The sequence below is a fragment of the Micromonospora zingiberis genome (genome assembly GCF_004331455.1).
Lineage (GTDB): Bacteria > Actinomycetota > Actinomycetes > Mycobacteriales > Micromonosporaceae > Micromonospora > Micromonospora zingiberis.
On record NZ_SJJR01000011.1, the window covers coordinates 73,227 to 96,761 of the forward strand.

Below are 23,535 nucleotides of genomic sequence, written 5' to 3' on the forward strand. Positions count from 1 at the left end.
CCGACCCCTGCTCGGCCTTCGCGTGGCCCGGGCGCAGGCCCGACCCCTGCTCGGCCTTCGCGTGGCCCGAGCGTAGGCCCGACCCCTGCTCGGCCTTCGCGTGGCCCGGGCGCAGGCCCGACCCCTGCTCGGCCTTTGCTCGGACTCGACCCTGCTCGGGCTTTGCTCGGACTCGGCCGCTGTTCGGCTCGACCTTGCTCGGGCCCGCTCTCTGTTCGGGCTCGGCCAACGCTCGGGCTTGACCTCTACTCAGGGCTCGGCCCTGCTATCAGTGAGGCGCGTTCTGCTGCGGAACCGGCCGCCGCTGTGTGGACCCGGCGGCGCCCACGGCGCCCGGCCCATCCTGCAGCCGGTGGCCGACATCGACCTGATCGCTGGTCCACGCCGGCCTGTCGGCCGGCACCGACATCTCCAACGCCTTCCTTTGCTCTGCTTCAATCCACGCAACGTTTTCGACCCATAACCAGTGCGTCGATTGAAGCAGAGCAAAGGGAGGTTTGATGGTGTCCGCAGGGCCGGGCGGCGGTCTATCGTTGACCGCCGAGCGACGAGCGAACAGAAGGGCGCCGATGGCCATGCGCGACACCGACCGGGCGCTGGTGCAGGCCGCCAGCGCGGTGGCCAAGCTGCGCTGCCGCAGCGCCGCCCACACGCTCGCCTCGGCGGCCCGGACCGCCGACGGCCGGGTGGTGTCCGCCGTGAACGTCGTGCACGACACCGGCGGCGCCTGCGCCGAAGTGATCGCGGTGGGCGCCGCCGCGACCCAGGCCGTGGGCCAACTGGAGACCATCGTCACGGTGGGGGACCGGGGGCGCACCGTGGTCATCCCCTGCGAGTCGTGCCGCCGCCTGCTCGCCGATCACTTCCCGGCGCTGCGAGTGATCGTCGGGCCGGCCGACGATCCCCAGGTCGTACCCATCGCCGACCTGTCCATCAGCATCCCCCAAACCCCCTGATCCCTGTCCCGCCGTTGCCTCCCCCGGGCGGGCCGCCCGCCCTCGCCGCATCCGCCCGCCGGCCCCCGCGCCGGTCCGCGTTGGTCCCGCGCCAGCCCTTGCGCCGGTCCGCGTTGGCCCCGCGCCAGCCCTCGCGCCGGTCCGCGCCGGCCGACTTCGGTGGACGTTGTCCTCGGGCATCGTCCAGGTAACTCATGATCCACGCAGTTTCGGGGAAGTTGCTGCCTGACAGGGGAGTGGAGGCGGCAACTTCCCCGAAACTGCGTGGATCTTGACGGGGTAGCGGTGTGGGTGGAGCTTGACGGTGCGGGGTTTAGGGGGTGGGGCGGCGGGCCAGTGCCTGGCGGAGTTCGGCGAGGAAGCCGTCGAAGTCGCGGTGGAGTCGCTTCGCGGTGACATGGAGCACGATCCAGTCCTCGCCGAGGAGCCGGTTCAACCGGCGCCGGTCGCGATGGAACTGCTCGGGGTCGTGATGCCAGAGCCCGTCGTACTCGACGGCCACCCGCAGGTGCGGCCAGGCGAGGTCGACCCGTGCGATGAACCTGCCCTGGCGCTCCACGACGAACTGGGTCACCGGTGGCGTGATCCCGGCCAACACGATGCGCACCCGCAAGCGCGATTCGGGCATCGACTCGGCTCCGGCGTCGGCCAGGTCGACCGCCCGCAGCAGCCGCTTCCAGCCCCGGTCGCCGGCCCGCGACCGGGCCAGGTTGGCCAGTTCGTCGAGTCGTACCGTTCCGGCAGCGGCGAGTCGATCCACACACGCCACCGCATCCTCCACCGAACACCACTGCGCGAGGTCCCAACAGGTTCGTAGGGGCGTGGTCACCGGGAGGTCGCTGCGCCGCGTCAACTCATCTTGCGTGACGGCAGCGGTGTGCACGATCAAGCCTTTCATCGGCCCGAACCTTTGGCCCGCCGGCACGAGTACATCGATCGGCTCACCCGCAGCGGGGATCGTGGCGCCGAACAGCGCCGCGGCGCTCCGGCCAGCGATCGCCACGCCAGGGGGAAGTAGAAAGCGGGCTGCGGCCCGGCACCGGGTCTGGTGCGAGATCGTCAGATGCGCGTCCGCGAAGACGTCGCGAAAGATCGGACGCCAGGCTTTGCTTCGCAACTCGGTACGCGTGAGCAGGCCCCGCGCCACCGCATCGGAGCCACGGAAGATGCGTCCGCGCAACTGTGCGGGAAGTCGGGGAGCAAGCGCCATGGCCCACACCCTGGACGAGTGGAGCGTCGTCGCGCTGCCCCTGTGGATAACCCCAACCTGGCGGCGGCCAGCCCGCCATCCGCCCGGCCTGCCAACCACCGGCCTGCCAACCACCGGCCTGCCAACCACCGGCCTGCCAACCACCGGCCTGCCAACCACCGAGCCCGCCAGCCGCCGGCCTGCCAACCACCGAGCCCGCCAGCCGCTGCCTGCCAACCACCGGCCAACCACCGGGCCCGCCACCAGCCACCGGGCAAGCGGACCGGTTGGTCGGCCGGCATGCGGGGACCGGTTGGGCGCAGGCCCGGTCATCAGCCGGCATGCAGGCAGGGGCAGCCGGCAAGCGGGGAGCAGTTGGTTGGCCGGGGAGCAGGACCAGTTGGTTGGCAGGCAAGTAGGGACCGGTTGGCCGGTCAACCGGTGGCGGGCCGGTCAGCCCGGTCACCCGGCGAGCAGGTGGGCCGGCCAGCCTGGTTAGCCAGTCGGTCGGTGCGGTTGGCGGGTCGGTCGGTCAGGCGGGCAGGTCGGCAGGTCGGGCGGTGCGGTTGGCGGGTCGGTCGGTCAGGCGGGCAGGTCGGCAGGTCGGGCGGTGCGGTTGGCGGGTCGGTCGGTCAGGCGGGCAGGTCAGCAGGTCGGGCGGAGGGGTTGGCAGGTCGGGCGGTCAGGCGGCGGACCAGATGGCGCGGAAGGCGGCGGCCTCGCCGGCGAGCCAGCGTTCGATCTCGTCGGACTTGACGCTCTCGGGCATCCGGTGGGCCACGCCTCGGCGGACGTCGACCAGGATCGGCTCGGCGTGTGGCAGGACGGCGTCCATGTGCCGGGTCATCAGGTGCAGGGTGGCGAGCGCCGCCTCCTCGCTGGGCGGGGCCTCGTCGAAATGCAGCCGGACCGCCTCGGCGCGGCCGTCGGCGTGGCGTACGCCGAAGTGTGGGTTGATCTTGACGGGTAGGTCGCCGAGCAGGGCGAGGGCGTCGCGGGTCTGGGCGAGGTCCACCGAGCGTGGCTCGCCCAGGGAGTGCAGCCAGGCCGTCGCGCCCGGCACCAGGGCCTGGTAGAGCGGGCGCCAACGGGGCTTGACCGCGTCGACCACCTGGGTCAGGTGGGTGCCGCCGGTGTGGAAGGCGATGTCCGCCTTGAGTGCCTTGACGAACTGGCCGTGTGGGTTGAAGCCGGAGCGGCTGGCCCGCTGCCGGCGCAGGCCGCCGACGAAGCTGGCCTTGGTCGGCCCGGTGCGGTCGACGTACCGGGTGAAACCGAGGAGGGTGGCGTACGGCGTGAGGGGGGTGGAGGTGGGCGCGGTCACGAGCATCCTCCCAGGTCAGGAACTCGATTAGTACACACATTCTAATCGATGGTGCTGACATCGCCCAGGGAAGATAAGGGGCCACCCGGACACTCCGGATGGCCCCTTGGAAGAGTTTCTGGCCGGGTGCCGGCCGACCTCAGAGCTGGCCGACGTCGGTGATCCGGATGACCGCCGTGCCGGCCTCGTCGGAGGCGGCCAGGTCGACCTCGGCGCTGATGCCCCAGTCGTGGTCACCGTCGGGGTCGTCGAGGATCTGCCGTACCGTCCAGCGTTCCCGACCCTGCTCGATCATGAGCAGCGCCGGGCCGCGGGCGTTCGGTCCGGTGCCGATTTCGGCGTACGCCTCGAAGTAGGGTTCGAGCGCGTCGGCCCAGGCGTCGGCGTCCCAACCGGCGGCCCCGTCCAGGTCGCCGAGCGCGTCCCAGTGGCGCAGCGCGGCCAACTCGACCCGCCGGAACAGGGCGTTGCGTACGAGGACCCGGAACGCCCGCGCGTTGCGGGTCACCGCCGTCGGGCGATCCTCCAGGGCGGCGGCTACCTCCGGCAGATCGGTCGGGTTGCGCAGCCGCTCCCACTCGTCGATCAGGCTGGAGTCGACCTGCCGGACGAGCTCGCCGAGCCACTCGATCAGGTCGATCAGCTCGTCGGTCTTGGCTTCCTCGGGCACCGTCTGCCGCAGCGTCTTGTACGCGTCGGCCAGGTAGCGCAGTACCAGGCCCTCCGAGCGGGACAGCCCGTAGAACTGCACGTACTCGGTGAACGTCATCGCCCGCTCGTACATGTCCCGTACCACGGACTTGGGGGAGAGTTCGTGGTCGGCGACCCACGGGTGGCCCTGCCGGTACATCTCGTACGCGTTGCCCAGCAGTTCCGCGAGGGGCTTGGGCCAGGTCACCTCGTCGAGCAGTTCCAGGCGGGCCTCGTACTCGATGCCTTCGGCCTTCATCGCGGCGACCGCCTCACCGCGGGCCTTGAACTGTTGCGCGGAGAGCACCTGCCGGGGGTCGTCGAGGATCGACTCGATGACGCTCAGCACGTCCAGGGCGTACGACGGCGATTCGACGTCCAGCAGCTCGATGGTGGCCAGGGCGAGCGGCGACAGCGGCTGGTTGAGCGCGAAGTCGAGTTGCAGGTCGACGGTGAGCCGGACCCGCCGGCCGGTCTCGTCCGGCTCGGGCAGTTCCTCGACCACGCCGCCGGCCTTCAACGCCCGGTAGATGGCGATCGCCCGGCGGATGTGCCGGCGCTGGGCGGCGGCGTCCTCGTGGTTGTCGGTGAGCAGGTGCCGCATGGCGGCGAACGCGTCGCCGGGTCGGCCGATGACGTTGAGCAGCATCGAGTGGCTGACCTGGAAGCTGGAGGTCAGCGGCTCCGGCTCGGCGGTCACCAGGCGGTCGAAGGTGGGCTGGCCCCAGCCGACCGAGCCCTCCGGCGGCTTCTTCTTGACCACCTTGCGTCGCTTCTTCGGATCGTCACCGGCCTTGGCGAGGGCCTTCTCGTTCTCGATCACGTGCTCGGGGGCCTGCACCACGACCCGGCCCAGGGTGTCGAAGCCGGCCCGACCGGCCCGCCCGGCGATCTGGTGGAACTCGCGGGCCTTGAGCAGCCGGGTCCGGATGCCGTCGTACTTGGACAGGCCGGTGAACAGCACCGTGCGGATCGGCACGTTGATGCCGACGCCGAGGGTGTCCGTACCGCAGATGACCTTGAGTAGCCCGGCCTGGGCCAGGGTCTCCACCAGCCGGCGGTACTTGGGCAACATCCCGGCGTGGTGCACGCCGATGCCGTGCCGGACCAGCCGCGACAGCGTCTTGCCGAAGCCGGAGGTGAACCGGAAGCTGCCGATCGCGCTCGCGATCATGTCCTTCTCGGCGCGGGTGCAGACGTTCACGCTCATCAGCGCCTGGGCGCGTTCCAGCGCGGCGGCCTGGGTGAAGTGCACGACGTAGATCGGCGCCTGCTTGGTCTCCAGCAGTTCCTCGAGCGTCTCGTGCAGCGGTGTCATCGCGTACGAGAAGAGCAGCGGGACCGGCCGCTCGGCCGAGCGGACGACGGCGGTCGGCCGACCGGTACGCCGGGTCAGGTCGTCGACGAACCGGGTGGTGTCGCCCAGCGTGGCCGACATCAGGACGAACTGGGCCTGGGGCAGCTCGATCAGCGGTACCTGCCAGGCCCAGCCCCGGTCGGGCTCGGCGTAGAAGTGGAACTCGTCCATGACCACCTGGCCGACGTCGGCGCGGGTGCCCTCGCGCAGCGCCAGGTTGGCCAGGATCTCCGCGGTGCAGCAGATGATCGGGGCGTCGGCGTTGACGCTCGCGTCGCCGGTGAGCATGCCGACGTTCTCGGCGCCGAAGACCTCGCAGAGCGCGAAGAACTTCTCCGACACCAGGGCCTTGATCGGCGCGGTGTAGAAGGTGGTCCGGTCGTCGGCCAGGGCGGCGAAGTGCGCGGCGATCGCCACCAGGCTCTTACCGGAGCCGGTCGGCGTATTCATGATCACGTTGGCGCCGGAGACGATCTCGATGACCGCCTCCTCCTGGTGCGGATAGAGGTCGAGGCCGCGTGCGGAGGCCCAGCCGGCGAACGCGTCGTAGAGGGTGTCGGGGTCGGCGGTCAACGGCCGCGCGGCGGTGAGTGTCATGGCCGGTCCATGGTGCCTGGATCATGCCCCCCGACGCCAACCGGGCGACCGGTTTCGTCGAGCTGTTCGTTAACCGGGGGCCCTTTTACCACTCCAGGCGTTAATAAGGTGCCCTTCCTTACCGGCGGGAGTAGATCAGGTCGGCGACCGGACGGCCGGCGCGCAACGCCCGCCGTTCGAACCGGGTCACCGGCCGGTGGGCGGGTCGGGGCGCGTAGCCGTCGTGCTGGTTGACCAGGCCCGGATCGGCGTCCAGCGTGGCCCGCATCGCCTCGGCGTACTCCGCCCAGTCGGTGGCGCAGTGCAGCGTGCCGCCGACGGCCAGTCGGGAGCGCAGCAGCGCGACGTGGGTCGGCTGGATCAGGCGCCGTTTGTGGTGCCGGGACTTCGGCCACGGGTCCGGAAAGAAGACGTGCACCGCGTCCAGCGAGTCCGGCGGGAGCCCTTTCATCAGCTCCACCGCGTCGCCCTCGGCGATCCGGACATTGCCCAGCTCCCGCCGGTCGACCAGGTCCAGCAGGTTCGCGATTCCGGGCGTGTGCACCTCGACCGCCAGATAGTCTCGATCCGGGTCGGCGGCGGCCATCTCGGCGGTCGTGTCACCCATGCCGGACCCGATCTCCACCACCAGCGGGGCCCGGCGGCCGAACAACGCGGCGGGGTCGAACGGCGTGGCGTCGCTGACGCGCAGGCCGTACCTCGGCCAGAGCTGTTGCAGCGCCGTCGTCTGCCGGTCGCTCATCCGGCCACGTCGCGGGTGGAAAGTACGGATCGCCCGCGCCGGATAGGGCGCGGCGACTGCGGGGATCGGTTCGGTGGAGGTCACAGCGAACCGAGCTTACGCGAGCACGATGCCGGATCGGATGTGATGTACGACCGGGGGTGAGACCATCATCCCGTACCGCAGACCGGGTGTCCGGCGGCGCCCGGCGACTGCTCCGTGGCGCCGGGAGGGGGCATCGTGCCAGTGACCCGCACTCGTCCGGCGCTGTCGGCCGCCACCTTCGCCGCCCCGTTGCTCGCCCTGGCGACCGTCGCCCCGTTCGTCGCCGCCGCCCTGGTCGGGACAGCGGCACCGGCCCGGGCCGCCGGTCCGGTCGCCGTCCACACCGCGCCGCAGCCGGTCGCCGCCCCCGTCGTCGCCGGCATCGGGTGGCAGCCGGTGGCGGCGCCGCAGCCGCCCGGCCCGAACGTGTTCATCGAGGTCAGCCCGGGCACCGTGGTGCCGGGGCACCTGGTCGGCCTGCGGGCCAGCTGCCAGGACAACTCCGTCGGTGCCATCGTCGTCTCGGACGCCTTCGGCCGGGTCGCCGTGCAGCCGCAACACGGGCTGCTGACCGGCACGGCCCAGGTGAAGGACCGGGTGCTGCCCGGCAGCTACCGGGTCAAGCTGGAATGCCGGGGCGGGGAGACCGCCTCGACCATGCTCCAGGTGGTACGCACCGTCAAGCCCAGCCGAGGACCGGCGACCGGATTCGGGGGCGGTGCTGGTGGCGTCGCCTCCGGCCTGCTGCTGCCCGGCGGACTCGCGCTGACCGTTACCGGCCTGGTCGTCTGGTTCGCCGCGGCCCGCCGTCGCGGCGCGGGTGGGTGAACCGGCCGTGCCCGCCGCTCGCGCGCCCCGCCCCAGCGGCTCCGGCGGTACGCCCCGCGGTGTCGGTCGCCCGTCGCCCGGCTCCGGCGCCCGCCGTGCCCGCCCGGTGAACAACCCGCCGCGTCCCGACCTCTTCGTGCCGGACCCGCCGCGTCCCGGCCCGCGTCCGCCCGTGGCCGCCCCGCCGGCGACCCCCCACGCGCCGCGCCCGTGGGCACACCTCCCCGTCGCCACGCCGCCGCCCGGCCGGCGGTTCCCGGCCGATCCCGACGGGCGGACTCCGCCGGACGTCGAAGGCCGTGCCCCGTTCGCCGGTGGTCGGGTACGGCGGGCCAACACCGCACGTGCCGAACCGTCCGGCCGTCGACCCTGGTCGCTGCCGCTGGCCGTGGTGCTCGTGCTGGTCGGCGTCTTCGCCACGGGCGCCGGTCTGGGGCGTACCACCGGTTCCCCGCTCGGGTGGGCGGTGACCGGCGGGGAACAATCGTCGACCACAGCGCCCGCCGCGCGGACCGCCGCCCGTCCGGTGAGCCTCTCGGTGCCCTCGATCGACGTCTCCGCCCCGGTGGAACCGGTCGGCGACGCACCCGACGGCACGATCGGGGTGCCGCCGCTGAGCCGACACGAGGAGACCGGCTGGTACGACCGGGGGCCGGTGCCCGGCGACCCCGGCCCGGCCGTGATCGTCGGGCACGTCGACACCAAGAGCGGCCCCTCGGTCTTCTACGACCTGGGCAAGCTCCGGGTCGGTGACACGGTCGAGGTGACCCGGCAGGACCGCTCGGTGGCGGTCTTCACCGTGGACTCCGTCGAGCACTTCCCCAAGGACCAACTGCCCGCCGACCGCGTCTACGGCCAGGACGGCCCGCCGACCCTGCGCCTGATCACCTGCGGCGGCCAATGGATCGGCGGCCGGACCGGCTACGCCGACAACGTGATCGCCTTCGCCACCCTCACCACCACCCGCCCCGGCTAGGCCCTGTCTCGCGGATCTTGTTGGTCGGGACGACGGGTAGGCCGATCGACGTTCGACGAGTCGAGCAAGGTGTGGACGTGGGCACCGAGCAGGTCGTACCTGGCCGCCTGCCTGCGCCGGTGCGCGCCCTTGAAGCCGCACCCGGCTACGTTGCTCGTCCACGGCGCGGTCCACCATCGCTGCTCGGCCTCCCGGTCCTATGCGCGGATCTTGGTACGAAACGGCCCCCATGGAGGCCGTTTCGTACCAAGATCCCGCGAGACAGCACCTAGGCCCTGCGTCGAAGTCCTCGGTCGAGGCGAGGCGGAGTCCAGGCCCGTCCGGCAAGGCGAGGATTGGGCCGGAGAGCGGTGTGGCATCCGGCCGGGGTTTGGGCCCGCCGTGGGCCGGCCAGGGACTTCGACACCGGGCCTCGGAGCGGCGGGTGCGGCCCGGCTTTGGTCGGTGGGTCAGGGAACCCGCTGGACGACCTCGAATTCGAGGAGGGTGGCGCCGGAGGCGACCGGTGGGCGCTGTTCGGCGCCGGCCGGGGCGGCGTGGGCGGCGCGGGCCGGGCCGGCAGCCCAGTCCTGGTATGCCTGCTCGCTCTCCCAGCGGGTGTAGACGAAGTAGCGGTTCTCGCCGGCCACCGGGCGCAGCAGTTCGAAGCCGAGGAACCCCGGCGAGTTCTCCACGGCGCGGGCGCGGGCCGCGAAGCGCTTCTCCAACTCCTCGCCGGCGCCAGGCGGAACGTCAATCGCGTTGATCTTCACTACTGCCATGTCCCCACCCTAACCGCGTGGTGGACACAGATATGGATACGTCAGCGAGCAAGATCGGAGGTCAGAAGGACTCGACGGGTGGTACCAGGTCGGCGTCGACCACGATCGGGGCGTGGTCCGAGGGGCCTTTGCCCTTACGGGCCTCCCGGTCGACGTACGCCGAGCGGACCGTCCGGACGAACGGGGCCGAGGCGTACACCAGGTCGATCCGCATGCCCTTGTTCTGGTGGAACATCCCGGCGCGGTAGTCCCAGTAGGTGAAGGGGTGTGGCCCCTTCATCGGGGTGGGCACCACGTCGGCGAGGCCGAGGTCGCGCAGCGCGGCAAGGGCGGCCCGCTCGGCCGGGGTGACGTGGGTGGAGGTGGCGAACAGCGCCGGGTCCCAGACGTCGTCGTCGGTCGGGGCGACGTTGAAGTCGCCGCAGACCGCCAGGGCGGTGGCCTCGGTCAACTCGGCGTCCAGGGCGTCCCGCAGGGCCGCCAGCCAAGCCAGCTTGTACGCGTAGTGCGGGTCGTCGGGGGTGCGCCCGTTCGGGACGTACACCGACCAGACGCGCAGCCCGTCGCAGGTGGCCGCGATGGCCCTCGCTTCGGGCTCGGGAAAGCCGGGTTCGCCGGGAAATCCGACCGTGACGTCGGCCAGGCCGACCCGGGACAGGATGGCCACCCCGTTCCACCGGCCGTCGCTGTGGCTGGCCACGGTGTAACCCAGCTCGCCCACCTCGGCCACGGGGAAGGCGCCGTCGGGACACTTGGTCTCCTGTAGGCAGACCACGTCCGGCCCGGTGCCGGCCAACCAGTCGAGCAGTCGAGGCAGCCGGGCCTTCACCGAGTTCACGTTCCAGGTCGCCAGGCGCATGGTGTCAGCCTGCCGCATCCCGGCTCACTCCGCGCGCCGCCACCCGGGCCCGGTCGGTCGCGATCCCGCGAGCTGTTAAAAGGGGACCCCTGCTATACGCCAGGCGTTAACAGGGGGCCCTTCCTTACATCCTTACTCGTTGTTGGGGCGGGTCTGTTCGGCCAGGAACCGTTCCAGTTCGGCGCCGAGTTCCTCCGCCGTGGGCAGTGGGCCGTTCTCGGCGGCGAGCAGGTTCTTGCCGCTGCGACCGCGGGCGTACGCGTCGTACTGCTCCTCCAGGGCCTGGACCAGCGCGGCGGCTTCGTCGCTCTGCGCGACCTGGCGGTCGATCTCCAGCCGGACCGCCTCGGCGGCCGAGCGCAGCCCGTCGCGGGGCAGTAGCAGCCCGGTGCTGCGGGACACCGAGGCCAGCAGCACCTCGGCGGCGGCCGGGTACTCGGCCTGCGCCACGTAGTGCGGCACGTGCGCCGCGAAGCCCAGCGCGTCACGGCCGGCCTCACCGAGGCGGAACTCCAGCAGGTGACCGACGCTGCCGGGCACCTGGACCCGTTGCAGCCACGGCTCGTAGCCGGCGATCAGCTCACGTCGGGTGGCGTGCGCGGTCACCCCGGCCGGCCTGGTGTGCGGTACCGCCATCGGAATCGCGTTGAGCCCGACGGTGAGGCGTACGCCCAGCCGGGCGGCGAGGCTCGCCACGGCGGCGGTGAACCGCTCCCACTGTAGGTCCGGCTCCGGGCCGGTGAGCAGCAGGAACGGCGTTTCGTCGTCGTCGTGGAGCAGGTGCAGCGCCAGCTCTGGCTCGTCGTAGCTCTCCCAGTGGTCCTCGACGAAGGTCATCACCGGACGGCGGGAGCGGTAGTCGAAGAGCTGGTCGAGGTCGAAGCGGGCGATCGGGCGGGACTCCAGCGAGGTCAGCAACTGCTCGCGGGCCAGCCGGCTGGCGTTGCCGGCGTCGACGAAACCGGTGAGCGCCTGGATCAGGACCGGTTGCCCGAGGTCGGACAGGTCGTCGGTGAGTTCGTAGAGCTCGTGTGGATCGAGCACCGGTGCGGCCTCCCTGGTTGCGCGTAACGGGTTGCCCGGCTTGATGGCTCCCCGATCGCCAGAACGTACCCGTCATCCTGGCGCATTCCTGCCGCGCCGGTCCGGGCGGCCCGGATTCGACCCGGCCGGTCCCGATAGGGCGTTGTCGGGCGGGGGTACATATGGATGGGCACCATCGAAGGGAGAGGCGATGAGCGACCCGGCCGACGGCCAGCCCGTCACCACCCCGGCGGCGTCCGATCCCCGGCCCGCCGGCGAGGCCCCCGAGGCCCCGCCGGTCACCCTCTGGGACCGGATGCGCCAGGACCCGCAGTACGCCCCGGAGCATCTCGCCCTGGAGGCGGTGCGCCGGCTCGGGCCGGAGGCGGCGCGCTGGGCCCGGCAGGCGCGGGCGCAGCAACCCGAGATCAGCGCCGAAGCCCTCGCCGAGCGGGCGGTACGCCGGTTCGTCAACCAGGCCCGGCTCTCCGGTGCGGTCTCGGGTGCCGCCGGACTGCCCGGCGCGGTGCTCGACGTGGGCGTGCTCGCCTGGACCCAGGCCCGGATGGTGCTGCACGTCGCCGCCGCCTACGGGGCGGACCCGACGCACCCGGATCGGGCCGCCGACCTGCTGGTGCTGCAGAGGGTGCACAAGGTGGCGGCGAGCGCCCGGCTGGCCCTCGGGGTGGCGGCCGGCCGGGAGCGGGCCGGGGCGCTGTTCGGTGGTGGCGGGCAGCCGGCGCTCGGCCGGGCGATGCTGCGGCTGGGGGTCCGACTCGCCCAGATGGCCGGGGTCCGCGCCGCGAAGCGGGTCTTCGCCAAGGTCGTTCCGGGGGCCGCGATCGTCCTCGGCACCTGGGCGAACTCGTCGGCCACCAAGGGTCTCGCCGAACGCTCCCGAGCCCACTACCGTCAGCATGGCAACCCGCACGTCCCGGCACCCCGCCGCTCTCCCGAGGCCGACGATCAGTCGGCGTAGCCGGAGGAACGCCAGGTCACCTCGGCCAGGCGGGACTGGCCCGCGGTGTTCGGGTGGAAGTAGTCCAGCGGGTTGACCAGGTCCAGGTCGAACCGGACCCGATGCACGGCGCCGCCGTCGTAGCGGCACCGGGAGCCGTACGCGCGGCAGGCGGCCGAGAGTTGGCTGTTGTAGGCGGAGATCCGCTCCTTGAAGGCCGCCCGGCGGGCCCGGTCGGCCGGCGCCGTCGAGGTCGGCTCGGCCAGCAGCGCCGGGCAGACACCGCGCCGCCAGGCCCGTGCCGCGCGTGCGTCGTCGTGGCCGACCTCCCAGAGTCGGTACAGGTTGGGAATGCTGACCACCAGTACGCGCGCCTTCGGGCGGCCTTCGCGCAGCACCCGCAGCCCTCGGTCGACCTCGGTCCGGAACTCGGTCACCGGGGTCATCGCCTCGATCGTGCCCCGGCAGGCGTCGTTGGCGCCGATCAGCACCGTCACGTAGTCGGCCCGGTCGCGTACCGCCGCCTCCGCCTGGCCGGCCAGCGCCGTGGCCCGGGCCCCCGGACGGGCGTGGTTGTACGCCTTGTCGCGCAGTCCCGGGTTGCGTTCGAGCAGCCGGCGGTAGTGGCTGTCGACCCGCAGCCCCGACCCGGTCGACCAGGAGTTGCGTTCGCAGGAGGTGAGTACCAGGCAGGAACCGAATCCGGTGGTGATGGAGTCGCCGAGCGCGGCGACCACCTTGGGTGAGCCGGGCGGGGGAGTGCCACCGGTGGGTCGCGGTGCCGCTTCCCCACCCGCCTCGCAGGCCAGCGCGACCAGCGCGAGCAGGCAGACGGCGGCGGTTGTCCAGCGTCCAGGCATGACTTCCCCAGCCTCGTAGCGCGCAGCGACGGCATGGTGACTCTACGCGCGGGCTGGGTGGCGGTCGCGCCCTGTTGTCGGAGATGCGGCAGAGTGCTGTCGCAGCGCCGGTCAGCGTGGTAGACGCCAGGGCGCCCGCTGGCCGTGCAGCCACCACTGCAGGGCCCGGGTGATCCGGGGAAGCACCAGGTAGGTCATCAGCGGGGTCAGGGTCAGCGTCATGACCAACACCCGTGCCGGTATCGGCAGACTCGGCAGGAAATGCCCGGTCAGCAGGGTGGCGGTCAGGCTGAGCGGGAAGAACGCCAGCCAGATCGTGATCGCTTGCTTCCAGCGCGGCGGCGACGGCGGTGCCACCGCGGTCGGTGCCGCGTCGAGCGGTTCGACGGGCTCCGCGCGGGGCGGATCGAACCAGCCCTCGATGCCGGTACGTCGCTGCACCCGGGTGTGCTCGACGATGCCCTGCGCCGAGGTCAGCCACCAGTGCCGCTGCGGCGACTCCTCCCAGCGGCGCAGCGTCTCCGGGTCGGCGAAACGGTAGAGCATGTGCCACTCGCCCGACCCGGGGGCGCTGCGCACCCACCCGGCGCCGAGGAAACCGGGAAAGACTTCCGCCAGTGCCGTACCGGCCCGCATCCACGCCACCATCTCGTCGGTACGGGCGGGGTCGGCGCGACGGGCGACGGCGACGGTCACCGGCACGGCGTGGCTCACGGTCATGTGTTCCATGTTCCCCGCCGAGGGCCGGATAGGTGGGCTCCAGCGGGGTCGATGTAACGCAACCCACCACCGGCAGGCACGGGCGACGGTTAGCCAGGGCAGGGCGGGGTAGGTGGGGATGATGACGAGATCACAGCCCCGGCGTGCTCGCGGCACGGTCGGCCACGCGTACAGCGCGCTGAACCTGCGGCTCGCGCTGGCCAGCTTCGGGCTCGTCACCATGGTCGTTTTCGCGGTGCTGGCGTTTCGTGCCGATCTGGCCTGGCTCGGCATCGTCTGCGCGATCCTCGCGGTGGTCGCGGTCGTCGACCTGGCCGTCATCCAACGTCGCCGTGCCGCCCGCCGCCGCGAGGAGCCCGGTGTTCGGCACTCGCTCTTCGAGTGACGGGAGTCAACCCTGATGACCATCGCCACCACCAACCCCGTTACCGGCCAGGTGCTCAAGACGTACGAGCCGATGTCGGACGAACAGCTCGACGGCGCGATCGAGCGGACCGACCTGGCGTACCAGCAACTGCGTGGTACCAGCCTCGACCAGCGCGGGCGGTGGCTGAACGCGGCGGCCGACCTGCTGGAGGCCGAGCGCGACGAGATCGCCCGGCTGATGACCACCGAGATGGGCAAGACGTTCGCCGCCGCCAAGGCCGAGGTCACCAAGTGCGCCGCGGCGTGCCGCTTCTACGCCGCCCACGCCGCCGAGTTCCTCGCCGACACGCCAACCGACGCCAAGGCGGTCTCCGCGACCCGGGCGTACGTCCGCTACCAGCCGGTCGGGCCGGTGCTCGCGGTGATGCCCTGGAACTTCCCGCTCTGGCAGGTGATGCGCTTCGCCGCGCCGGCCCTGATGGCCGGCAACACCGGGCTGCTCAAGCACGCCTCCAACGTGCCGCAGACCGCGCTGCTGCTGGAGGACGTGTTCCGTCGCGCCGGCTTCCCCGAGGGGGCCTTCACCACCGTGCTGGTCGGCTCCGACGCGGTCGAGAAGATCCTGCGCGACCCACGGGTACGCGCCGCCACGCTGACCGGAAGCGAGGTCGCCGGCCGGTCCATCGGCCAGATCGCCGGCCGCGAGCTGAAGAAGACCGTGCTGGAACTGGGCGGCAGTGACCCGTTCGTGGTGATGCCCTCGGCCGACGTGGAACTGGCCGCCGAGGTGGCCACCACCGCGCGCTGCCAGAACAACGGCCAGTCCTGCATCGCCGCCAAGCGATTCATCGTGCACACCGACGTCTACGAGGCTTTCGCCGAGGCGTTCGCACACCGGATGTCGGCGCTGCGGGTCGGCGACCCGATGGACGACGACACCGACGTCGGGCCGCTGGCCACCGAGCGGGGCCGCGACGAGGTCGACGCCCAGGTACGGGACGCGGTCGACAAGGGAGCCACGGTGCTCTGCGGCGGGGAGAAGCCCGCCGGCGAGGGCTGGTTCTACCCGCCGACGGTGGTCACCGACCTGGATCCGGGCATGCGGATGTGGGCCGAGGAAGTGTTCGGGCCGGTCGCCGGGCTGTACCGGGTGTCGTCGTACGACGAGGCGGTCGAGTTGGCCAACGGCACCGCCTTCGGGCTCGGTTCGAACGCCTGGACCCGGGACCCGCAAGAGCAGGAGCGCTTCGCCACCGACCTGGAGGCGGGAGCCGTCTTCATCAACGGCATGACCACCTCGTATCCGGAGTTGCCCTTCGGTGGGGTGAAGAACTCCGGCTACGGCCGTGAGCTGTCCGCGCAGGGTATGCACGAGTTCTGCAACGTCAAGACGGTCTGGGTCGGCGAGGGTACGGCCACCGCCGGCGCCGGCGCACACGCCGAATAGCCCGCTTACACCCGCGCCGACGTGGGTAGGGAAGGCCGGCATGACGGCGATCGGTTTCCATGCCTCCCACGAGCAGATCCATCCGCGCGCCCTGCTGGATGCGGTGAGCCACGCCGAGCACGTCGGCTTCGACGCCGCGATGTGCTCCGACCACTTCGCGCCGTGGAGCGAGCGGCAGGGGCAATCCGGATTCGCCTGGTCCTGGCTCGGTGCCGCGCTACAGGCCACCGGACTGTCGTTCGGGGTGGTGAACGCGCCGGGCCAGCGCTACCACCCGGCGATCATCGCGCAGGCGATCGGCACCCTGGCCGCGATGTACCCCGGCCGGTTCTGGGCCGCGCTGGGCTCCGGCGAGGCCGCCAACGAACACATCACCGGCGAACCCTGGCCGCGCAAGGACGTCCGCAACGCCCGGCTACGCGAGTGCGTCGAGGTGATCCGCGCCCTACTGGCCGGGGAGGAGGTCAGCCACGACGGCCTGGTCCGGGTCGACCGGGCCCGGCTGTGGACCCGTCCGGAACGCCCACCAGCGCTGGTCGGCGCCGCGGTCAGCGTCGAGACCGCCCGCTGGTGCGCCGAGTGGGCGGACGGCCTGATCACCGTCAACGCCCCGGCCGAACACCTGCGCCGGATGATCGACGCGTACCGCGAGGCCGGCGGACGCGGACCGCTGCACCTCCAGGTCCACCTCAGCTGGGCGCCCGCGCAGGCCGAGGCCGAGGCCATCGCGTACGACCAGTGGCGCAGCAACGTCTTCGCCCCGCCGGTCTGTTGGGACCTGGACACCCCCGAACACTTCGACGTGGTGTCCGCCGAGGTCCCGATGGCCCGGCTCGCCGAAGTGGTCAACATCTCCGCCGACCTGGGCCGCCATGTGGCCTGGCTGGAGGAGTACATCGACCTGGGCTTCGACCAGATCGCACTGCACCACGTCGGACAGGAACAGCGCCCCTTCCTCGACGCGTTCGGCGACCGCGTACTGCCCAAGCTGCGCCGTGTGGCCTGACCGTCGCCCGTCAGGTCGGTCGGCGGATCGACACCTGGCCCGGCCAGGGCGGCCATGTGTGGTCAGGGCAGTCGACTTGGCCCGGCCAGGGCGGCTGGGACGGTCCGTGCGTGGTCAGGGCAGCCGGCGGATCAAGACCTGGCCCGGCCAGGGCGGGCGGCCGGGACGGTCCACCGTGAACCGGTCGGTGGCGGTGAAGCCCTGCCGCTCGTACCAGCGCACCAGCGCACCGTCGTCGCCGGCGTAGCAGTCCACCCGCAGCAGACCGACGCGGCGTTCCCGGGCGAGCTGCGCGGCGTGGGCCAGTAGCTGTCCGCCGACGCCCAATCCGGCGTACGCCCGATCGGTGACCAGCAGGTTCACGTACAACTCCGGCTCGGTCGCTGCCGGCACGTACTCGGTGGCCGTGCCCACCACCAGCGCGCCGACCGGCCGCCCGGCCACCTGGGCCAGCCACAGCCCGCCACCGGTGGCCCAGGCCTCGGCCTGGGCAATGCGGCGCGGGTCGGTCGAGGCGGCCTCGGTGCCCCACTGCCCGGTGCGTCCCCGCGCCACCAGCCAAGCGGTGGCGTCGTCGAGCAGCCGCAGGACCACCGCGGCGTCCGCCGGCCCACCCGGCCGCAACAGGAATTCGTTCATGCCCGCAATCCTGCTACCCACCGCACACACCTGCCGACCGGCTTCCACACCCCAGCGCGCCCCTGGGTTCTGTCTCGCGGATCTTGTTGGACGGGGACGGCGGGTAGGCCGATTCGAAGTTCGGCGAGTCGAGCAAGGCGTGGAAGTGGGTACCGACCATGTCGTACCTGGCCGCCTGGTCGCGCCGGTGCTTACGCCGCTGAAGCCGCGTTCGACCTGGCTACGTTGCTCCTCCACGGCGCGGTCCAACCTCGCTGGTCGGCCTCCCGATCGACACCGCCGGGCGACCCGGTCCGCTTCACCCGATCCAAGCCGCGGATCTTGGTACGGGACGGCCCCCTCGGGGGCCGTCCCGTACCAAGATCCGCGAGACAGAACCTAGCCCCCAAACACGAGCAAAGGTCCCACCCCGAACCCCACCAAACTTCTTGATCACACCTCCCATCCCGGGTTGATCAAGAAGTTTTGGTCGGCCCACGCCCGAAAGTCAGACCGAAACCTCTTGATCACCAGGCACTGTCCGGGTGATCAAGAGGTTTCGGTCGGGCCTTGTCCGGAACCCCGACGAATAGTTCTTGATCGGCGGCTCGGCCGGGTGATCAAGAGGTTTGGGTCTGGCCGAGCGTGAAATTAGACCGAAACCTCTTGATCAACTCGGGGGGCGGGTGGGGTGGAGGGTGGGGCCGGGCGGACGGTGAGGGGCCAGGGAGGAGACGGGGGTCGGGCGGACGGTGAGATCGGGGGCGAGGGCCGGGGTGGTGGGTGGGGGTGGGGTGGGGCCGGGTGGGTGGGGTGGGGCCGGGTGGGGCGCCGGTCGCCGACGGCGCCCCACCCGGGGATCAGGAGGCGGCGCAGGGAGCGCCGTTGACCGTGATCAGGTTGGGGTTCGGGCTGGCGCCGCCGGTGGTGGTGGCGTTGAAGCCGAACATCGCCGTGCCGCCGGGGGCGATCCGGGCGTTGTACGACTCGTTCTTCGCGGTGACCGTGGCGCCGGACTGGGTCACGTTCGCCATCCACGCCTCGCGGACCTTGGCGTCGCCGGTGAAGGCGAACCGGGCGGTCCAGCCGTTCACCGTGGTCGTGCCGGTGTTGCGGAGGGTCACCTGGGCGGTGAAGCCGGTGCCGCCGTGCCAGGTGCCGTAGTTGGTGTACGTCACCGAGCAGGTCGGTGCGGGCACCGCCTTGGCGTCACCCTGGTCGGCCAGGAACGAGGCGATCCAGGTCAGCGCCGAGTTCCAGTTGATCGCCACCTCGTTGGTCGAGTACGAGGCGATGTCGTCGACGAAGCAGAACATCGGGGCGCAGCCGGCGAGCAACTGTTCCACGAAGGGGTCCTGTAGGTCGGCGTTGGGGCCACCGGCCAGCGAACCGGCGGGCGGCTTGGGCATGGTCGGGTCGAGCTGGTAGCCGAAGATGCGGCTGTGCTGGTTCTGCGCCGCGTGCTCGCCCCACCCGGTGACGTACGAGATGTTCAGCGCGTTGCGGCCGAGGATGTAGTCCATCGCCTGCACCGCGCCGTCGCGGTACTTCGCCTGCCCGGTCAGGTCGAAGGCGGTGGCCAGCACGACCGCGTTGTTGATCACGTTGCTGTTGCCGCCCCAGAAGTAGCTGCCGGCGTCACCGGGCATCGGCAGCCCGTACGCCTGCCGGCGGATCTCGGCGAGGTAGCCGTCGGCGGCGGCGGTGACCGACGCGCGGATGCGGGTCAGTTCGGCCGCCGGTAGCCCGTTGGGCACGGTGGCCAGGTCGAGGCGGCCCAGCGCGGCCACGCTCTGCCAGCCGAAGCCCCGGGCGTCGAACACGTTGCCGGTGTGGTGCGGCGAGGCGGTCAGGTCGGCGAGGTAGGCGGGCTCACCGGTGGTCAGGTACAGCTCCACAGCCGCCCAGTAGAACTCGTCGGCGACGTTGTCGTCGCTGTACGTGCCACCGCCGTTGCCGTCGGCCGGGTCGGCGTACCGGGTCGGGTTGGCCTTGGCCGCGGCGTACGCGGTCTTCGCCGCGCTGCCGCACCGCTGGGCGAACGCCGCGTCGTACGGGGCGAACAGCCGGGCGCACTGGGCGGCCACGGCGGCCAGGTTCAGCGTGGCGGCGGTGGACGGCGGGTGCAGTTCGCGCGGCTCCGGGTCGTCCTCGGGCTGCAACGGCAGCCCGGTCCAGTTCCGGTCGTGGATCTTGTGGTGGGCCATCCCGGCCAGTGGCTTGCCGGCCGGCACCTGCATGCGCAGCAGGAACTCCAGCTCCCAGCGGGCCTCGTCGAGGATGTCCGGCACCCCGTTGTCGCGCTCGGGCAGCCGCAGCGTGCCGTCGCCCAGGGCGGCGCCGAACCCGGCGGTGGCCGCGTTCTTGGTCCGCTCGAAGGTGCTCAGCAACTGGTAGGTGGCGATGCCCCCGTTGACCACGTACTTGCCGTGGTCACCCGCGTCGTACCAGCCGCCGCGTACGTCGAGGCGGTAGTCGCAGACGCCGGGCTGGCAGGGTACGTCGATGTCGCCCTGGTTGGGCGCGACGCCCACGTGCCCGGCCGGGCGGGCGTACTCCTCGCCGACCAGGTCACCGTCGATGGCGATGCCGCTGCGCTGGATGTAGAAGAACTGGAGCGCGTCGGAGCGCAGTTGGTCGTAGAGCGTGCCGGAGACGTCGAACGGGTGGCTCACCTCGCCGTCGATCGCCAGGGTCAGGCCGCGTCCGGGGGTGCGGTACGACGAGAAGTCGACCGAGTGGACGTTCTGGGCCGATGCCGGGTCGACGCCGCGCGGGGTGGTGGTGCCGCGGGCGAGTACGGCACCGGAGGCGGAGCGCAGCTGCCAGGGCAGCGCCGTGGTGGCGTCGGTGACCACGGTCGCGTTCTTCGGCCCGTGCGGCAGGTAGCCGACCTGGTTGACCCGTACCCGTGGGCCGGTGTCCGGCACGTACGGCTCGGGCGGGTTTCCGCCGCGCAGCGAGACGTTGTCCAGGCAGATGGTCTGCTCCTGGGCACTGCCACCGACCTGGAAGATCAGCTGGGCCCGGGTGTCGTCGCTGGGGGCGACGAAGGTCCGCTCGACGCGTTGCAGGGTGGGCGTGGCGGCGGCGTTGACGGAGTAGTAGCCGGTGTAGGGCGCGCTGCCGAGTTGCAGCACGGCGGTCACCGAGCTGCCCGGGGTCGCCCGGACGTCGAAGCCGAGCGTGTATTCGGCGCCGGCGACCAGCGGGACGCCGTCGTGACCGATGCCGGCGTCCCACGGGTTGCCCAGGCCGCCGGCAACGGTGGTGCAGAGCTGGCCGTCGGTCACGCCGAGCGGGCCGGTGCCGTAGGAGAACCAGGGCGACACGCCGTTGCTGAAATCGCCGTTGTTGATCTGTTCGGGGGCGTCGGCCGGGGGGTCGGCGTACGCGGTGCCGGCACTTGCGCCGGCCAGCGCCACGGCGGTTGCCGCAGCAAGCACCGCGAGACGACGTCGGGATGGCGTCACGGGGGATCCTTCCGACGAACGGGACGGGCGGTAGGGTGGTGGAGAATGCTGGGAGCGCTCCCAGGTATCGGGCATGTTTCCAGGGTCGGCGGACGCTGTCAATCGATCGCGTCCGATCCGCTGCGGGGTCGGTCAGCAGTGAGATTCGCCGCGCCGCGCCCGGTCGTCCCGATCTCCTAGAGACAACCGCGCCCTTCGCCTGGCAGGCTGCGTGCCATGACCCTGAAGCTACGTTCTGCCGGAACGAGCGACCGTGGGCTGATCCGCAGCGGTAACCAGGACGCCGTGCACGCCGGTGCCTGGCTCGTCGCCGTCGCCGACGGCATGGGTGGCATGGCCGCAGGTGACCTGGCCAGTGCCATCGCCATCGACGCGATGGCGCCGCTGGACGTGGAGACCCCCGAGGACGCCTTGGTCGCCGCGTTGCAGAGCGGCATCCAACTGGCCACCGGCCGGATCCGCCAGGCGGTCGCGGAGGACCCGCAGCGGCAGGGGATGGGTACCACGCTGACCGCGTTGCTGTTCGCGCGTACCGGCAGCTGCCTGGCGCTGGCGCACGTGGGTGACTCCCGGGCGTACCTGTTCCGCGAGGGCGTGCTGAAGCAGATCACCCGGGACGACACCTTCGTGCAGATGCTCGTCGACCAGGGACTGATCACCCCCGAGCAGGCCGGCAGTCACCCCCGCCGGGCCGTGGTCACCCAGGCGCTGCAGGGCGACGACGTCGCACCGACGTACGCGACGATGCTGCCCTGGGCCGGCGACCGTTGGCTGCTGTGCAGCGACGGCCTGTCCAACGTCGTGCAGGCCGACACGCTGGCCGAGGTGCTGGCCGGCTACCCGGATCGCCAGGAGTGCGCGCGGCGGCTGATCGACCTCGCCTTGCGTGCCGGCGGACCGGACAACGTGACGGTCGTCGTCGCGGACGTGGTCGACGAGGACTGAGGCGGCCAACCGGCACCACACCACCTCGCCCTCCGCCGAAGACCGCGAACGGGACGTTGCTCCGATGGCCCCGTCGCCGTCGTGGCGGCGTTCTAGTGTTGGCCGAGGCGGCATGTTCCTCGGGACCGGCCTGGTCGAGGCAGCCGCCGTCCACGGGATGCGCGCCTGACCGGGCGACGGCCGGCAATCCCACCTGCTTGATCCCGATCACGGGGACAGGAGGCATGCATGGCTGTCAAGACCGAGGCGCCGGTACGCACCGCGCAGATCCGGCCGTTCACGGTGGAGATTCCGCAGGCGGAGCTGGACGCGTTGCGCAAGCGCATCGCGGCGACCCGCTGGCCGGACAAGGAGACCGTCGACGACCAGTCGCAGGGCGTGCCGCTCGCCACCATCCAGGCGCTCGCGGGCTACTGGGAGAAGGAGTACGACTGGCGGAAGATCGAGGCGAGACTCAACGATCTGCCGCAGTTCATGACCGAGATCGACGGGCTGGACATCCACTTCATCCACGTCCGGTCGCGACACGAGGACGCGCTCCCGCTCGTCGTCACGCACGGATGGCCCGGATCCGTGATCGAGCAGCTCAAAATCATCGGGCCGCTCACCGACCCCACCGCGCACGGCGGTAGCGCGTCGGACGCCTTCCACCTGGTGATCCCGTCGTTGCCGGGGCACGGCTTCTCGGGCAAGCCCACCGTCGGCGGTTGGGGACCCGAGCACATCGCAGGCGCCTGGACGGAACTGATGAAGCGCCTCGGGTACACCCGGTTCGTGGCCCAGGGCGGCGACTGGGGCGCGATCGTCACCGACCAGATGGGTGTGCAGGCGCCGGCGGAACTGCTCGGCATCCACACCAACATGCCGGGCGCGGTGCCGCCGGACCTCGACGCGTTGTTCCAGTCCGACGTCTCCGGGGCGACCAACGCGCTCGGTTCCCTGCCGGGCGATCTCACCGCCGAGGAACAGCACGCGAGTGAGCAGCTGGACTTCGTGTGGAAGCACGTCGCGTACGCCCTGATGATGGCGACCCGGCCGCAGACGCTGACCGGGTTGGCGGATTCACCGGTGGGCCTGGCGGCGTTCCTGCTCGACCACGACGCCCGGAGCCTGGACCTGATCTGTCAGGCCTTCGCCGGCCGCCGGGTCGGCCTGACCCGGGACGACATCCTCGACAACATCACGCTCTACTGGCTGACGAACACGGCGGTCTCCGCGTCGCGTCTCTACGCGGAGAACCAGCTCTCCTTCTTCGCCACCAAGGGCGTCTCGGTGCCGACCGCGGTGAGCGCCTTCCCGGACGAGCTGTACCAGGCTCCGCGCAGCTGGGTCGAGCGGGCGTACCCGAATCTCATCTACTACCACCAGCTGGACAAGGGTGGGCACTTCGCGGCCTGGGAACAGCCGGAGGTCTTCGCCGAGGAACTTCGTGCCGGCTTCCGGCCACTTCGCTAGCACGCACCGTGGGCCGGGCGTCGAGGTGTTCGGTGCAGGCCGGTGCACAGGGGCAGCCTCCCGGGTGGAGGCTGCCCCTGTTCGGCACCGCTGCCGGTGCCCCGCGTCTGCGCGCCGGACGGCTCAGCGGCCGTCGGCCTCGTCGAGGCCGAGCACGAAGGCGTTCCAGGCCGACGCCGCGAAGGCCAGAACCGGCCCGCCGCGATCCTTGCTGTCCCGCACCGCGACGTGACCGTCGACGGTGGCGACCTCCACGCAGTTGCCGTTACCCACACTGCGCGTGCTGGTGCGCCACTTCGCTCGGGACAGGTCGAGCGCGGTCATCGCGATCCCTTCGTCGATACTGACGGTGACCGCGCCA

At 71.7% G+C, this 23,535-nt stretch carries 22 protein-coding genes; 9 read left to right on the forward strand and 13 right to left on the reverse strand.

What is annotated here, in order from left to right:
- Window positions 1–268: 268 nt before the first annotated feature.
- Entirely contained in the window at window positions 269–577 is a 309-nt protein-coding gene (locus E0H26_RS17435; protein ID WP_131304795.1) for a hypothetical protein, read from the reverse strand.
- Between E0H26_RS17435 and E0H26_RS17440 the strand changes: the two genes are divergently transcribed.
- Window positions 570–956, forward strand: coding sequence for a cytidine/deoxycytidylate deaminase family protein (locus E0H26_RS17440; RefSeq protein WP_131304797.1), 387 nt, complete (start codon window positions 570–572; stop codon window positions 954–956). The two genes, E0H26_RS17435 and E0H26_RS17440, sit on opposite strands and share 8 nt — an antisense overlap.
- A gap of 313 nt (window positions 957–1,269) precedes the next feature.
- Here the strand turns inward: E0H26_RS17440 and E0H26_RS17445 are convergent, their stop codons facing one another.
- The 4 genes from E0H26_RS17445 to trmB form a co-directional block, all read right to left on the reverse strand.
- Window positions 1,270–1,725: a hypothetical protein gene (locus E0H26_RS17445; protein WP_131304799.1), complete on the reverse strand. Its 456-nt coding sequence runs from the start codon at window positions 1,723–1,725 to the stop codon at window positions 1,270–1,272.
- Between the two features lie 1,102 nt (window positions 1,726–2,827).
- Window positions 2,828–3,469, reverse strand: coding sequence for a hypothetical protein (locus E0H26_RS17460; RefSeq protein ID WP_131304803.1), 642 nt, complete (start codon window positions 3,467–3,469; stop codon window positions 2,828–2,830).
- Window positions 3,470–3,608: 139 nt separating this feature from the next.
- Window positions 3,609–6,113: a DEAD/DEAH box helicase gene (locus E0H26_RS17465; protein ID WP_131304805.1), complete on the reverse strand. Its 2,505-nt coding sequence runs from the start codon at window positions 6,111–6,113 to the stop codon at window positions 3,609–3,611.
- A gap of 118 nt (window positions 6,114–6,231) precedes the next feature.
- On the reverse strand, window positions 6,232–6,855 hold the full coding sequence (trmB, locus tag E0H26_RS17470) for a tRNA (guanosine(46)-N7)-methyltransferase TrmB (protein WP_240742242.1): 624 nt from the start codon (window positions 6,853–6,855) through the stop codon (window positions 6,232–6,234).
- Window positions 6,856–7,071: 216 nt separating this feature from the next.
- Here trmB and E0H26_RS17475 point away from each other — a divergent pair, with 216 nt between their 5' ends.
- A complete protein-coding gene (locus tag E0H26_RS17475) occupies window positions 7,072–7,707 on the forward strand; it encodes a hypothetical protein (protein ID WP_420812857.1) in 636 nt (211 codons plus the stop codon).
- A 376-nt stretch (window positions 7,708–8,083) separates the two neighbouring features.
- Window positions 8,084–8,683: a class F sortase gene (locus E0H26_RS17480; protein ID WP_240742248.1), complete on the forward strand. Its 600-nt coding sequence runs from the start codon at window positions 8,084–8,086 to the stop codon at window positions 8,681–8,683.
- A 449-nt stretch (window positions 8,684–9,132) separates the two neighbouring features.
- Here the strand turns inward: E0H26_RS17480 and E0H26_RS17485 are convergent, their stop codons facing one another.
- From E0H26_RS17485 to E0H26_RS17495, 3 genes are all read right to left on the reverse strand, one after another.
- Entirely contained in the window at window positions 9,133–9,444 is a 312-nt protein-coding gene (locus E0H26_RS17485; RefSeq protein ID WP_131304807.1) for an antibiotic biosynthesis monooxygenase family protein, read from the reverse strand.
- A gap of 61 nt (window positions 9,445–9,505) precedes the next feature.
- Window positions 9,506–10,303, reverse strand: coding sequence for an exodeoxyribonuclease III (locus E0H26_RS17490; RefSeq protein WP_131304809.1), 798 nt, complete (start codon window positions 10,301–10,303; stop codon window positions 9,506–9,508).
- Window positions 10,304–10,435: 132 nt separating this feature from the next.
- On the reverse strand, window positions 10,436–11,347 hold the full coding sequence (locus E0H26_RS17495; RefSeq protein WP_131304811.1) for a proteasome assembly chaperone family protein: 912 nt from the start codon (window positions 11,345–11,347) through the stop codon (window positions 10,436–10,438).
- A gap of 190 nt (window positions 11,348–11,537) precedes the next feature.
- On the opposite strand from E0H26_RS17495, the gene E0H26_RS17500 reads away from it, so the two are divergent.
- Window positions 11,538–12,305, forward strand: a complete 768-nt coding sequence (locus E0H26_RS17500) for an EcsC family protein (protein ID WP_131304813.1) — start codon at window positions 11,538–11,540, stop codon at window positions 12,303–12,305.
- Here the strand turns inward: E0H26_RS17500 and E0H26_RS17505 are convergent.
- Both E0H26_RS17505 and E0H26_RS17510 read right to left on the reverse strand, forming a co-directional pair.
- A complete protein-coding gene (locus E0H26_RS17505) occupies window positions 12,293–13,144 on the reverse strand; it encodes a GDSL-type esterase/lipase family protein (RefSeq protein WP_131304815.1) in 852 nt (283 codons plus the stop codon). The genes E0H26_RS17500 and E0H26_RS17505 overlap by 13 nt on opposite strands.
- Before the next feature lie 111 nt (window positions 13,145–13,255).
- Window positions 13,256–13,864: an antibiotic biosynthesis monooxygenase gene (locus tag E0H26_RS17510; protein WP_131304817.1), complete on the reverse strand. Its 609-nt coding sequence runs from the start codon at window positions 13,862–13,864 to the stop codon at window positions 13,256–13,258.
- Between the two features lie 121 nt (window positions 13,865–13,985).
- Here E0H26_RS17510 and E0H26_RS17515 point away from each other — a divergent pair, with 121 nt between their 5' ends.
- The 3 genes from E0H26_RS17515 to E0H26_RS17525 are packed head-to-tail and all read left to right on the forward strand — an operon-like array spanning window position 13,986 to window position 16,683.
- Entirely contained in the window at window positions 13,986–14,249 is a 264-nt protein-coding gene (locus E0H26_RS17515) for a DUF6343 family protein (protein WP_131304819.1), read from the forward strand.
- Window positions 14,250–14,264: 15 nt separating this feature from the next.
- On the forward strand, window positions 14,265–15,677 hold the full coding sequence (locus tag E0H26_RS17520) for an NADP-dependent succinic semialdehyde dehydrogenase (RefSeq protein WP_131304821.1): 1,413 nt from the start codon (window positions 14,265–14,267) through the stop codon (window positions 15,675–15,677).
- 40 nt (window positions 15,678–15,717) lie between these two features.
- Window positions 15,718–16,683: a TIGR03885 family FMN-dependent LLM class oxidoreductase gene (locus E0H26_RS17525; protein WP_131304823.1), complete on the forward strand. Its 966-nt coding sequence runs from the start codon at window positions 15,718–15,720 to the stop codon at window positions 16,681–16,683.
- Window positions 16,684–16,797: 114 nt separating this feature from the next.
- On the opposite strand, the gene E0H26_RS17530 is transcribed toward E0H26_RS17525, so the two are convergent.
- Window positions 16,798–17,322: a GNAT family N-acetyltransferase gene (locus E0H26_RS17530; protein WP_131304825.1), complete on the reverse strand. Its 525-nt coding sequence runs from the start codon at window positions 17,320–17,322 to the stop codon at window positions 16,798–16,800.
- A gap of 839 nt (window positions 17,323–18,161) precedes the next feature.
- Window positions 18,162–20,774, reverse strand: coding sequence for a glycoside hydrolase family 9 protein (locus tag E0H26_RS17535; RefSeq protein WP_131304827.1), 2,613 nt, complete (start codon window positions 20,772–20,774; stop codon window positions 18,162–18,164).
- 216 nt (window positions 20,775–20,990) lie between these two features.
- On the opposite strand from E0H26_RS17535, the gene E0H26_RS17540 reads away from it, so the two are divergent.
- Both E0H26_RS17540 and E0H26_RS17545 read left to right on the forward strand, forming a co-directional pair.
- A complete protein-coding gene (locus E0H26_RS17540; protein WP_131304829.1) occupies window positions 20,991–21,719 on the forward strand; it encodes a PP2C family protein-serine/threonine phosphatase in 729 nt (242 codons plus the stop codon).
- 228 nt (window positions 21,720–21,947) lie between these two features.
- Entirely contained in the window at window positions 21,948–23,174 is a 1,227-nt protein-coding gene (locus E0H26_RS17545) for an epoxide hydrolase family protein (protein ID WP_131304831.1), read from the forward strand.
- Window positions 23,175–23,297: 123 nt separating this feature from the next.
- Here E0H26_RS17545 and E0H26_RS17550 read toward each other — a convergent pair whose 3' ends face one another.
- Window positions 23,298–23,498: a DUF397 domain-containing protein gene (locus E0H26_RS17550; protein WP_131304832.1), complete on the reverse strand. Its 201-nt coding sequence runs from the start codon at window positions 23,496–23,498 to the stop codon at window positions 23,298–23,300.
- Window positions 23,499–23,535 lie beyond the last annotated feature (37 nt).